Source organism: Nocardioides daejeonensis, from assembly GCF_003194585.1.
Lineage (GTDB): Bacteria > Actinomycetota > Actinomycetes > Propionibacteriales > Nocardioidaceae > Nocardioides > Nocardioides daejeonensis.
In genome coordinates this window covers 605,777-617,384 of the sequence record NZ_QHKZ01000001.1, presented here as the reverse complement: position 1 = coordinate 617,384, position 11,608 = coordinate 605,777, and the positions used below count along the sequence as shown (strand labels likewise).

Below are 11,608 nucleotides of genomic sequence, written 5' to 3'. Positions count from 1 at the left end.
GGCCCCGGGTCACACGCTCGCCGGCCCCTTGGGCAGCGGAGCGTGCCAGCGGTGAGCCAGTGCCAGCAGGCGCCATGCCAGGCAGAGGGTGCCGCCGACGGCCGCGGTGATCCAGAACGCGACGTCGAGCTCGTGGCCGACGGCGACGATGGCCGCGCCGGCGAGCGCCGGCGTGGCGTAGAGCTCGCCCCGGAAGATCACCGGAACCCGTCCGGCCAGCAGGTCGCGCACCATGCCGCCCCCGATGCCGGTGACCATGCCCATCAACGCGGCCGGCACCGGGCCGAGCCCGTAGGCCAGCGCCTTCGAGGTGCCGGTGACGCAGAAGAGCGCGAGCCCGAAGGCGTCGAAGACGTTGACGGCCGTCTCCATCCGCCCCAGCTGGGGGTGATAGACGAAGCAGACCATCCCGGCCGCGACCGGCACCATGAGGTAGCGCCAGTCGGCGAGCGCCGCCGGCGGCGTCGCATCGATCAGCACGTCGCGAAGGAACCCGCCGCCGAGCCCGGTCGTGCCCGCCAGCACCAGCACGCCGAAGAGGTCCAGGCGCTTGCGCACCGCCACGAGCGCTCCGGAGATCGCGAAGACGAAGATCCCGACCAGGTCCAGGACCACGAGCAGGGTGGGCATCGTCATGGCGGAAACGGTAGCGGCGCCGACCGGTCGGGGCCACGCCGCCGCCGCTGCCGTCGTCGGCTGGCGTTCTGACGTAGGCTCGGGCAGGCGGAGACGAGTTCGAGGAGAAGGACAACGCAGATGTTGCACCTCACACTCGCTGGACTGAGTGAGGACAAGCAGCGCCTGCTCCTGGTCAGCGACAGTGGTGCGCGGTTCTCCCTCGACGTCGACGCCAAGCTTCGAGCCGCTGTGCGCGGTGACAGGTCCCATATCGGCCAGTTGGAGATCCAGATGGAGAGCATCCTGCGCCCCCGCGACATCCAGGCACGCATCCGCGCGGGCGAGACGCCCGAGGCGGTGGCGCAGGCCGCCCAGACCACCACGGACCGGATCGCTCCCTTCGTCAACCCGGTGCTGGCTGAACGCGCCCACATGGCGGAGCGTGCCCAGCGCTCCTCGGTTCGGCGACGTACCGGCGACACCGGTGCCCGCACGCTCGGTGACGCGGTGGCCGCCCAGTTGCGCGTCCACGGGGTCGGCGCCGACTCCGTCGAGTGGGACGCCTGGCGCCGCGACGACGGCCGTTGGACGCTGACCGCGACCTACGAGGCCGCCGACCAGATCGGGATCGGTCACTTCTCCTACGACGTCCCCGGCAACTACGTGCTCGTCGACGACGACGATGCCCGCTGGCTCGTCGGCGATGCCGCACCTGTCCAGCCCGCGGAGCCGGCGCCCCGCAACGACCTGGAGGAGGCCCGCATCCGGCGCCAGGCCCAGGAGCGGGAGGAGCCGACGACCCTCGGAGACGACGCACTCGCGCTGATCACCTCCCCCGATCCCGCACCGGCCGCCGAGGCCGAGGAGACCACCGTCGACCTGACGGAGACCGCCCGTGCGGCCCGAGACGCCGGTCGCGCCGACGACCCGGCCCTGGCTCCCACACCCGAGCCGATGGCGGAGGCCGAGCACGCCGACGGCCCCCGCACGCCGCCGGCGGAGCAGGACGCCGCTGCCGCCGAGGAAGCGCCAGCGCCACGCCGCGCCTCCCGGCGGAAGGGACGCGCCTCGGTGCCGAGCTGGGACGAGATCATGTTCGGCGGCAGCTCCGAGTAGCCCAGCAGCCCCGGGCGCGAGGCTCGGCGGCAACGAGCCGGGATCTGTTCGCGAAATATGCGGGGAGCGTCGCCGGCGTGCTCTAGGCTCCGGCCATGTCCTACTTCGTGACTGGTGCCACCGGGTTCATCGGGCGCTTCCTCGTCCAGGAGCTGATCGAGAAGCGTGAGGGCGAGATCTTCGTCCTCTGTCGCGCCTCCTCCCTCGACCGCATGGAGCGGCTCATCCAGCAGTGGGGCAGCGACCGGGTGGTTCCGGTCGTCGGCGACCTCGCCTCCCCGGGCCTCGGAGTGGATCCGGCCTGGGTCGACGAGCACCGCGACTCGGTCAGCCACTTCTTCCACCTCGCAGCGATCTACGACATGACCGCCGACGACGCCACCAACGACGCGATGAACGTCGAGGGCACCCGCTACGCGCTGGAGCTCGCGGGTGCCCTGGCGGCGGGTTGCTTCCACCAGGTCTCCTCGGTGGCCGCGGCGGGCGAGTTCGAGGGCGTCTTCGACGAGACGATGTTCGACGAGGGCCAGCTGCTGCCCTCGCCCTACCACCGCACCAAGTTCGAGTCCGAGCGACTGGTCCGCGAGGAGTCGCCGGTGCCGTGGCGCGTCTACCGACCGGCGATCGTGGTGGGCCACTCGGAGACCGGCGAGATGGACAAGGTCGACGGTCCCTACTACTTCTTCCCGGTGCTCAAGCGGCTGCGTGACGTCTTCCCGTCCTGGCTCCCCCTGATGGGCATCGACCTGGGCAACACCAACGTGGTGCCAGTCGACTACGTCGCCAAGGCGATGGACCACCTGGCCCACCTGCCCGGTCGCGACGGCGAGGCGTTCCACCTCGTCAACCCGGAGCCGCAGCCGGTCGTCGAGATGATCAACGGCTTCTGCGCAGCGGCCGGAGCGCCGCAGTTCGCCACCCCCCTCGACCGCGTCACCCCGTCGCTCGGGGTGCTGCCGAAGCAGCTGCGCCCCGGGCGCCTGGTCTCCAGCGCCATCCGCACGGCGCCGATGCAGGCACTCCTCGGACAGACGGTGAGCCGCACCGGGATCCCCAAGGAGGTCGTCGCCCACACCAACTTCGTGCCGGTCTTCGACTCCCGACGCACCGAGCAGGCGCTGGCAGGCTCGGGGATCGCCGTACCGGCGCCGGACTCCTACGCCGGGCTGCTGTGGAACTACTGGGAGGAGAACCTCGACCAGAGCACCGGGCGCGACTCGGCCACCCGCGCCGCCCTCACCGGCAAGTACGTCGTCATCACCGGCGCCTCCTCCGGCATCGGCCAGGTGACCGCACTCAAGGTCGCCCAGGCAGGCGGCATTCCGGTGCTCGTTGCCCGCGGCCGCGAGAAGCTCGAGGCCCTGCAACGCACGATCGAGCTGCGCGGTGGCGAGGCCCACGTCTTCCCCTGCGACCTCTCCGACCTCGAGGCGATCGACGACCTCTGTGCGCGGCTGACCGCTGACCTGCCCTCGGTGGACTTCCTGGTCAACAACGCCGGTCGGTCGATCCGCCGGTCGATCAAGCTCAGCCACGACCGGTTCCACGACTTCGAGCGCACCATGCAGCTCAACTACTTCGGCGCGATCCGGCTGATCATGGGCCTCTTCCCGCAGATGCGGACGCAGCGGCGCAGTCACATCGTCAACATCAGCTCGATCGGCGTGCAGACGAACCCGCCCCGCTTCTCCGCCTACGTCGCCTCGAAGGCTGCGCTCGACTCCTGGAGCAATGTGGTCGCCTCGGAGGTCGTCGGTGACGGCATCACCTTCACCAACATCCACATGCCGCTGGTGAAGACCCCGATGATCGCCCCGACCAAGATCTACGACAAGTTCCCCACGATCTCACCCGCGCAGGCCGCCGACGTGGTGATCAAGGGGCTGGTGGAGCGGCCGCACGAGCTGAACACCATGCTCGGCAACGCCGGCGCGGTCGCCCACACCGTGGCCCCCAAGGCCGCCTTCCGGGTGCTCAACATGGCCTACCACGTCTTCCCCGACTCCGCTGCTGCACGCGGCGACCAGGGCGAGCCGGGCAAGCGGGAGAGCGAGCAGATCATGCTCGCCCGGCTCTTCAAGGGCGTGCACTGGTGACCGGAATGGCCCGGCACGCGGCGACCAGCGCCTGAGTCTCCTCGTCGTCGAGCGCGCCCTGCTCGGGCAGGGCCAAGACGATGCCGTCGACGAGCCCGGCGTACCACGTGTGGAGTACGCCGGGTAGGTCGGCCACCGTCGCCACCGGCACCATCCGGGTGATCACCTCGTCGGTCAGGACCCGCTCCAGGTCGGCCCACTGCTTGGCCTGGACCAGCCGGCCCAGCTCGTCGCCGATGTCGCCGAGCCCGAAGGTCTCGAGCTGGAGCCGGTAGGCCGGCGTGCTGTAGAGGAACGCCAGCTCCCGTCGGCGCTCGTGGATGGCCCGGTCGAGCTCACTCTCGGTCCGGGTCGTGACCGGTTGCGGCCCGGCGACCAGGAGCGGTTGGCTGGTCACCCAGGACGACTCCCGCCGGCCTTCGCGCAACGCTGGGAGCACGTGCTCACGCAGCACCTCGGGGTGCGAGCTCGTCGGGTGGCAGACGAAGCCGTCCGCGATCCGGCCGCCCAGGCGACACATCCGCGGGTTGACGCCGCCGGTCCAGATCGTGGGCTCGTGCGCGTCGTCGGCCAGCGGCCCCGGGTTGAAGTAGGGCTGCAACCGGGTAAGCCGGTAGTGCGGGCCCTCGTGGTGCAGGGGCGCGCCGGTGCGGAAGCTGGCGAAGACCGCCCGGACCGCCGCGACGTAGTCCCCCAGCCGCGCGACCGGCTCCGACCAGGGTGCGGCGTACCGGTCCACGATGTTGCCCCGCACCTGGGAGGCCAGACCCAGCTGGAACCGGCCGTCGGAGAGGCGGGCGAGGTCCCAGGCCGACACGGCGGTCAGCATCGGGCTGCGCGGGAAGGCGAGCGCCATGCTGGTGCGCACGCGTACCCGGCTGGTCGCTGTCAGGGCCAAGGCACTCGCAACGAACGGGTCGTGGACGGTCTCCGGGATGTGCAGCACGTCGAAGCCGAGCTGCTCGGCCCGCGCCGCCCACGCAGGGACGCCGGCCAGCGGCCCTTGCGATGGCCAGGAAGCGACGATCTCCATTGCTACTCCCCCGTCGCCACGGGTCGGTTCCGGTCGGCGACCCACTCGCTCCACGATCCTGGGTAGAGGGCACCTTCGAGGCCGGCGATCTCCAGGGCCAGCAGCTCGTGGGCAGCAGTCACTCCGGAGCCGCAGTAGGCGGTGACCTCGGCGCCAGGCTCGATGCCGGCCTCCGCGAAGCGGCGGCGGAGCTCCTCGGCAGGCCGGAACCGGCCATCGACCAGATGGTCGGTGGTCGGCAGATTGCGGGCACCCGGGATGTGTCCGGCTACCGGGTCGACCGGCTCCGCCTCCCCGCGGAACCGCTCGGCCGCCCGGGCATCCACCAGGATCCCGGCGGTGCCTGCGAGCACCTCGTCGACGTCGACCACGGGCAGGCGTCCCGGAGCCGCCCGGAAGTCACCGGCGGCGATCGCGGCGTCGCCGGCCTCGATCGGCGCGCCCGCCGCCCGCCACGCACCCCATCCACCGTCGAGCACGCGTACGTCGGGATGGCCGTGATGGCGCAGCAGCCACCGACACCGTGCTGCGGCGAGGCTCGACCAGTCGTCGAGCACCACGACAGGGCGGTCGCCCCGTACGCCTGCGGCGCGCATAGCGGCCGCGAAGACCTCCGGCTCCGGCAACGGATGCCGACCGCGCTCGCCGGGCGGCCCGGCCAGCGCCGTGTCGAGATCGACGTACGCGGCACCCGGGACGTGCCCGTCGACGTACGCCGCGTGGCCGCTCGAGCGAGGCGGTCCGGCAGCGAGCGTGTAGCGCACGTCGAGAACCGTCACCTGCGCCAGCACAGCCAGCAGGTCGGGCACGGTGATCAACGGGGAGACCATGCACGGAGTCTGCACGACGCGCGCCCGGCCGGGCGCGCCGATGCCATCGGCTGGCATCATTGCCCCTCGTGGCCGAACTTCACTTCTTCACCGGCACCATGGACTCCGGCAAGAGCACATTGGCGCTCCAGACGAACCACAACCATGCGGCCCGCGGTCGGATCGGCAGTATCTTCACGGCGCACGACCGCGCCGGGGAGGCCACTCTCTCCTCCCGACTGGGACTCACCCACGAGGCGATCGAGGTCGGGGCGGAGTTCGACTTCTGGCGTTACGTCGTCGACACCCTGACCCGTGGCGGCCGGATCGACTACCTGATCTGCGACGAGGCCCAGTTCTACACTCCCGAGCAGATCGACCAGCTCGCCAAGGTCGTCGACGAGCTGCAGATCGACGTCTTCGCCTTCGGGATCCTCACCGACTTCCGCTCGGTGCTGTTCCCCGGCTCCGCACGCCTGGTCGAGCTGGCCGACCGGATGCACGTCCTCCAGGTGGAGGCGCTCTGCTGGTGCGGCAAGCGGGCCACTCACAACGCTCGCACCGAGAACGGCGTGATGATGACGGAGGGAGAGGTCGTGGTCGTGGGAGACACCGACGACCACGACCCTGTCGAGGTGGCCTACGAGGTGCTCTGCCGCCAGCACCACCGACGCCGGCTCACGGCTGCGCGCGCTCGGGCTGTCTCCATGGCGCCGGAGCCACTGCCCTTCGGCTGAATCGCCTGCCTGCACCCCCACTCCCGGGCGCACCGAGCTTCTGGTCCCGTTCAGCGAGCCGGGCTTCCGCTACCGCCGTCTCCTCCGGTTGGATTCGGCCATGACGACCATCGCCACCGTCCCCGACTCCATGCGCCTCACCATGGGCGAGCTCTTCCTCGACCGCGCGGAGGACGACCACACCGCGCTGCTCTTCGAGGATGATCGGTGGAGCTGGCGCGAGCTGGTGGCCGAGGCGGCGCGACGGTCGGCCGTCCTCCAGGAGCTCCGTCCCGAGGACGGCCGCCCGTGGCACGTGGGCGTGCTGTTGGAGAACACGCCCGAATACCTGTTCCTGCTCGCCGGCGCCTCATTGAGCGGCGCGACGATCGTGGGCATCAATCCCACCCGCCGCGGCGAGGAGCTGGCGAAGGACATCCGCGGAGTCGACGTCGACCTCGTCCTGGTGGACGCGGCGTACGCCGACCTCCTGGAAGGGATCGACCACGGGGCTCGGCGGGTGATCCGTGTGGACGGATCCGAGTGGACGGCACTGCTCGACGAGCACGCCGACGCACCGTTGGCAGCCACCCCGGAGGCTCTGGACCCGAACCGCACCCTCGTGCTGCTCTTCACCTCCGGCTCCACCGGAGCGCCCAAGGCGGTCATCTGCAGCACTGGTCGGTGGGCGCGGGTCACGCAGGTGTCGATCTTCGACTTCACCCACGAGGACGTCGCCTACAACGCCATGCCTCTCTTCCACGGCAACGCACTGATGAGCGCCTGGAGCCCGTGCATCAACTCGGGGGCCGCTCTCGCGCTGCGCCGGCGCTTCTCGGCCTCCGGCTTCCTCCCCGACATCCAGAAGTACGGCGTCACCTTCTTCAACTACGTCGGTCGCTCGCTGGCGTACGTGCTCGCCCAGCCCGAGCGCCCGGAGGAGGCCGACAACCGGCTCCGGTTCGGCTTCGGCACCGAAGCCTCGACCAAGGACCGAGCCGAGTTTCTGCGCCGCTACGGCATCCGGGTCTTCGAGTCCTACGGCAGCTCCGAGGGCGCCTGCTACATCATCAACACGCCGGAGACCCCCGACGGCGCACTGGGTGTGCCCCAGGTCGGTCATCAGCCGGAGGTCGTCAACGCCGACGGAAGCGTCTGCCCGCCGGCGGAGTTCGACGAGAACGGCGTGCTGCTCAACGCGGAGGAGGCGATCGGCGAGATCGTCTCGCGCAACGCCGCCGACAAGTTCGAGGGCTACTACAAGAACCCGGAGGCAGCGGCCGAGAAGCTGCGCGACGGCGACTTCTGGACCGGCGACCTCGCCTATCGCGACCAGGACGGCTTCTTCTGGTACGCCGGCCGCACCGCCGACTGGCTGCGGGTGGACTCGGAGAACTTCTCCGCCGCGCCGGTCGAGCGGATCCTTGCGCGCTACCCCGGCGTGACCGTTGCCGCCGTCTACGGCGTGCCGGACCCCCGCACCGGCGACCTCGTGATGGCCACCCTGCAGCTCGCGCCCGACGCACCGACTGTCGACCCGGCGGAGTTCGCCGCCTTCCTGGCTGCACAGGCCGACCTCGGCACCAAGTGGGCACCGACGCTGTTGCGCGTCACCCGCGACCTGCCGGTGACCGCAACCAACAAGGTCGACAAGCCCACGCTGCGCCGGCAGCGCTGGAACACCACCGACACGGTCTACCGGCGCGTCGACGGCGTCTACGAGCTGCTCGACGCCGCAGCCCTCGAGAAGCTGCTCGGCGAGTACGACGAGCACGGCCGGCGGAACCTCGTCAGCTGAGCGCGGGACACAGTCGTTACCGACGGCTGTCGATCCTGGTATCGACGCCGGGTGCACGCTGAAAGCCGAGCGCACGACGAGATCGCCGCGTGGTAGCCCCACGAAGAACTCTCTGCCAACGACGCCGGCGCCGAGGCGATCTCGCTTGGCAAAGCGCGTAGGCGCAACCGACAAGTTGTTGGGTGACGTCACCCGTGAGATGACCGCGCCGCCCGCTCAGGGTCGTGCCACGCTCTTGCTCAACAGGCCCGGCATCGGCCTCCTGGCTGCTGCGATCACCTACGCCACGGGTTCGCGCCCGGGGAGGCTCCGCTCGCAGGACGACCGCGCGAGCCTGGCCGGAGTCCATCCCGGCCAGGCCGCCTCATCCCAACCTCAGGGAGAAAGAGCCAGAAAAATCAGCGATATCACTTTGTCCATTGCTCGAGCGCGGACCAAGTATCTGCTTCCATCGTTCCACCCTTAAACGACGAGTGCTTAATCAACTTGCCGCCGATGAGGTCATCGCTGTCGTCCATGTGCACGTCAAGACCGAAGCCTCCGTATGACAAAGTGTAGTCAAACGATCCGCCATCATCCTCCCACCAGTAGAAGACAACATCGCATCTAGTCGTGCCCAGGTTTCTGCCGCCTTCCGGCGCCCAATCATCGCCACTGTCGTTCAAATGCTCCCAATTGTAGTCTTGATAGTTGGTCCCGCTGCACCCTTTGCTCTTCGCGCGCATCGAAATCTCAGCGTCACCCTTGGCCCAGGGTTCCTTGTCGTCTATCAACTCGACTAGGACTATGTCGACTGAGTACTTCGCAGCCGCAGTCGCCTGGAGCGGCACTTCCCCATCCGGGGAAGGAGTTGGCCAGGCGCCGATACCCTCGCCATCACCTACGCGTTCGTTGAGCCCCACGACAATGACGGGGTGCTTCGGCGTGGCTTGGGCATCCAACCGCACTGCCTTTCCCGTCGAGTCATATGCTGTGATCGTCTTCAATGTCGTGTCGTCGACGCCCTCCGGAAAGAAAGCAACCAAGGGGATATACGTCGCCGGATTCCAAGAATCGAAGTGTTCCGGGATTGCAACCTGCAGACGCGGGATCGCGGCGGCCATGCTGACTAGCTCAGCACGCGCTTCGCGACTCTCTGCGATCTTCTCCGAGAAGTTGGAATCACGCATTAGAGTGCTCAGGAGGACGTTCGCGTCTCCGTCGAAACGCTGCCCGGCCGTACGATAGATACTGTCTCGTATTTCTCGATCCTCTACCGCAGTCGCCAGTCTTCTCGCGAGATGCTCCAGTGAACGATTGACTTCAACGTCCGTCAAGTTCTTAGGAGTGATCCTATTCGAGGCAGTTGCACTCTGCGCAAAGAGGCAAGAACTCCCCAATGCCAGAACCCACGCGGCAAAGATGGCAGCGAGCCACCTCACTCGGCCGACAGAGGACGTGCCCCTGATCTGCGATTGTTGGCTTCTCGTCATTGCTTCGCCTAACGTCGGGGGCACCTGGTGACACTCGACCGTATAGGGCGGGCCCGGCTGGCGCAGTTGAATTGGAGATTCTTGGCACAGTCCGCGCTCGCGTGCCTCGGGCTCCAGCTGACCCAGTGTCAATAAATGCCAACTCCTGGCTAGAGGAAGTGAAGCTCATCCGAGCAGGCCCGGATGGGATCTGAACCTCCGCTCGCGAGGTGACGACGCGTGACACGGCTGGGCCGGTTGCGGAGCGAGCGAGGGAGCCTCGCAGTTGCTCAGCTTCCCGATGAGGGTCCCAATCAAGCCAGCTCGCAGTCCATCACTACGGCTGGGTCCCGACCTAGGGCGTGCAGCCCTCGCATGGATGAACACGTCTGGCACCACATCCATCGAAGACGGCGAGCGGCGATCGAAGGCGTTGGCTGAGATGGTCGCTACACCACCGAAGCGCGCAACTCAACGCAGTCGCATGTATAGGCTCGCAAGGGATGAGTGAGGGGCCTCTGATGAAGTCACCTGACACACTAGGGCCTTAACGAACAGGTACAGGACATGGAGGCTATGACTTCGACGTCATGGGAGCGTGAGGAGCGCTTCCGGAGCATCTATGACTCGACATACGTTGACCTGCTTCGCTTCGTACGCCGACGGGTGCACCCCACCCACGCGGAGGATGTGGTCGGGGACGTCATGCTCGTGGCATGGCGCCGTCTTGATGACGTACCGGCGGAGCCGTCGGCAGCGCGCGCGTGGCTCTTCGGGGTGGCTAGAAAGACGCTTCAGAACGCGCGTCGCCGCGAGAACCGCCATGAGGCCGTCGCGGTCCGCCTGGCTGACGCCACGCACCGACCCTCCGATGCGAGCCTTCATCCTGACCTCGTCGCCTGTCGGGTAGACATCGCTGCAGCCTGGCCGCAATTGAGCGTTACGGATCAAGAGGCAATCGTGCTCGCGGTGTTGGATGGACTCACGGCGCCTCAAGCAGCTGCTGTCCTAGGCATCTCCGCGACCGCATTTCGTTTGCGGTTGTCTCGCGCGCGGCGAGCCCTCCGACGTGAGATCAATCCTGCGCCCATCGGCGACACTCTCCTGGGCCTCCCGGCTTCCGGAAGGAATGTGCGATGAACAAGTACCCCGATGACATCTGGATGGATACCGCTCTCCAGTCACTCGACCCTGCCGCGGCTGCGACCTTGAGCGCGGACGAGCTCACACGTGCAGATGCTGTGTTCGCTCGCATCATCGCGACTCCCAGCGGCGATCCCATCCCTGTGAAGCCTGCCCGACCAGGCCGCGGTCGGCGTCGGCTGCTGGTCACGGTGGGTCTAGCCGGTGTGGCTGGTGTCGGGATCCCAGCCATGTTGCTCGGCGGCGGAACCGCGTTCGGGTCGTGGACCCCGACGCCGGAGCGCCTCTCGACCGTCGCTGCGAGCCATGCCGCGACCACCTGTCGGGAGGTCCTTGGCCATCCTGATGCGGGTGAGCAGGTAGCCGTGGCCGAGCGTCGGGGGGACTGGACTTACGTGCTCCTGGCCGGCGCAGGGACGGAGTCGATCTGCTTGATGCCTAACGACCTCGTGGGCCAGGAGCCTAGGTCGGCGGGGGCCTTCTTCGGTAGCTACAACCCGGACGCGGCCACACCGCCGATACTCGAGGCCGACGAGATCGACGAGTCCACGAGCATGCAAGGAAGCACCGAAGAAGGGTGGTTCATCTGGGCCGAGGGCTACGTGGGCGGCGATGTCACAGGGGTCACGGTCCACACCTCCACAGGACTGGATATCGAAGCTTCGGTCGTCGGCAACCGCTTCGCCGCCTGGTGGCCCAGCACAGAGCCAAGCTCCGAGCACCCCGCCGAGACCTGGTCCTACACCGTGCATCTCTCGGGCGGCAGCAAACGCAGCGTCGGGTGAAGCGCCCGTGACGGCGATCGAGCCCGTCGACAGGCTCCGGAGC

The 11,608-nt window shown here is 68.4% G+C and carries 10 protein-coding genes; 6 read left to right on the top strand and 4 right to left on the bottom strand.

Translation table 11 applies throughout. From position 1 onward, the window contains the following. Window positions 1–9: 9 nt before the first annotated feature. Complete coding sequence (locus DNK54_RS02920) at window positions 10–636, bottom strand: TRIC cation channel family protein (protein ID WP_110205421.1); 627 nt, start codon at window positions 634–636, stop codon at window positions 10–12. A gap of 120 nt (window positions 637–756) precedes the next feature. On the opposite strand from DNK54_RS02920, the gene sepH reads away from it, so the two are divergent. Together sepH and DNK54_RS02910 are read left to right on the top strand one after the other, a co-directional pair. Continuing rightward, on the top strand, window positions 757–1,734 hold the full coding sequence (sepH, locus tag DNK54_RS02915) for a septation protein SepH (protein ID WP_110205420.1): 978 nt from the start codon (window positions 757–759) through the stop codon (window positions 1,732–1,734). Between the two features lie 95 nt (window positions 1,735–1,829). Continuing rightward, window positions 1,830–3,830 (top strand): SDR family oxidoreductase, encoded by a 2,001-nt coding sequence (locus DNK54_RS02910; protein WP_110205419.1) that lies wholly within the window; start codon window positions 1,830–1,832, stop codon window positions 3,828–3,830. Here the strand turns inward: DNK54_RS02910 and DNK54_RS02905 are convergent. Together DNK54_RS02905 and DNK54_RS02900 are read right to left on the bottom strand one after the other, a co-directional pair. Further along, window positions 3,811–4,863 carry a TIGR03617 family F420-dependent LLM class oxidoreductase gene (locus DNK54_RS02905; protein WP_110205418.1) on the bottom strand — a complete coding sequence of 351 codons (1,053 nt, stop codon included), beginning with the start codon at window positions 4,861–4,863 and terminating at the stop codon, window positions 3,811–3,813. The genes DNK54_RS02910 and DNK54_RS02905 overlap by 20 nt on opposite strands. A gap of 2 nt (window positions 4,864–4,865) precedes the next feature. Continuing rightward, the gene (locus DNK54_RS02900) at window positions 4,866–5,693 is read right to left on the bottom strand and encodes a sulfurtransferase (protein ID WP_110205794.1); all 828 of its coding nucleotides are present in this window, start codon (window positions 5,691–5,693) and stop codon (window positions 4,866–4,868) included. A gap of 68 nt (window positions 5,694–5,761) precedes the next feature. On the opposite strand from DNK54_RS02900, the gene DNK54_RS02895 reads away from it, so the two are divergent. Then, complete coding sequence (locus DNK54_RS02895; RefSeq protein ID WP_110205417.1) at window positions 5,762–6,409, top strand: thymidine kinase; 648 nt, start codon at window positions 5,762–5,764, stop codon at window positions 6,407–6,409. 100 nt (window positions 6,410–6,509) lie between these two features. Then, window positions 6,510–8,186, top strand: coding sequence for an AMP-binding protein (locus DNK54_RS02890; protein ID WP_204164388.1), 1,677 nt, complete (start codon window positions 6,510–6,512; stop codon window positions 8,184–8,186). Window positions 8,187–8,593: 407 nt separating this feature from the next. Here the strand turns inward: DNK54_RS02890 and DNK54_RS02885 are convergent, their stop codons facing one another. Continuing rightward, window positions 8,594–9,502, bottom strand: a complete 909-nt coding sequence (locus DNK54_RS02885; protein WP_162602284.1) for a DUF3103 family protein — start codon at window positions 9,500–9,502, stop codon at window positions 8,594–8,596. A 702-nt stretch (window positions 9,503–10,204) separates the two neighbouring features. Between DNK54_RS02885 and DNK54_RS02880 the strand changes: the two genes are divergently transcribed. Then, window positions 10,205–10,777: an RNA polymerase sigma factor gene (locus DNK54_RS02880; protein ID WP_338036267.1), complete on the top strand. Its 573-nt coding sequence runs from the start codon at window positions 10,205–10,207 to the stop codon at window positions 10,775–10,777. 233 nt (window positions 10,778–11,010) lie between these two features. Beyond that, window positions 11,011–11,565, top strand: a complete 555-nt coding sequence (locus DNK54_RS02875) for a hypothetical protein (RefSeq protein ID WP_162602283.1) — start codon at window positions 11,011–11,013, stop codon at window positions 11,563–11,565. The last annotated feature ends 43 nt before the right edge of the window (window positions 11,566–11,608 follow it).